Below are 707 nucleotides of genomic sequence, written 5' to 3'. Positions count from 1 at the left end.
GCGCAACCGCCCAATAGCAGGGTATAAAGAAAGGGAAGATGAAATTTCATGGGAAACCGGTACAAACAATCCCTACCTAAATGACATTTAGGCAGGGATTGAATTGAAATTAGGTTGCTTGAATCAGCTTAGAAGGCAACATAATTTGCCGGATTGACCGGTTTGCCGTTTTGACGGATTTCAAAGTGCAACTGAGTACGAGATGCATCGGTATTACCCATGTGCGCAATGGTTTGACCGCGTTTAACGGTTTGGTTTTCATTAACCAGCAGACGTTGGTTGTGGCCGTATGCGCTCAAGAATGAGGAGTTGTGTTGGATGATGACCAAGTTGCCGTAACCGCGCAAGCCTGAGCCTGCGTAAACGACTTTACCGTCTGCCGCTGCAACGACAGGCTGACCTTGTGTACCAGCAATATCCACGCCTTTGTTGCTGCCGCCGAAGTTGGCAATAACGTTACCGGTAGTCGGACGCTGCCATGTGATGCCGCTGACGTTGCGGCTGCTGCCGGTAGATACGGTTGGTGTATTGGCAGGAGTGCTTGGAGCCGGAGCAGTGGTTGTCGTTGTTGGCGTAGAAGGTTTGCTTGCAGAAGCTGCAGGTGCAACGTAGCCTTCAGGTTTCACGCGCAGGGTTTGACCAATGCTGATGGTGTTGTCGGCCAGGTTATTCCATGCACGCAGATTGTCTTGGGTAATATTGTAACG

The 707-nt window shown here is 50.4% G+C and carries 1 protein-coding gene; it reads right to left on the bottom strand.

Going from position 1 to position 707, the window contains the following annotated elements:
- Positions 1-128 precede the first annotated feature (128 nt).
- Positions 129-707: peptidoglycan DD-metalloendopeptidase family protein (locus ACTHUR_RS14145; protein ID WP_440399186.1), on the bottom strand; the 579-nt coding region annotated here is incomplete at its 5' end.

This window comes from Neisseria sp. P0021.S007 (assembly GCF_051956855.1).
Note: the sequence above shows the minus strand (reverse complement) of the source record. Positions and strands in the feature narration are given on the sequence as shown.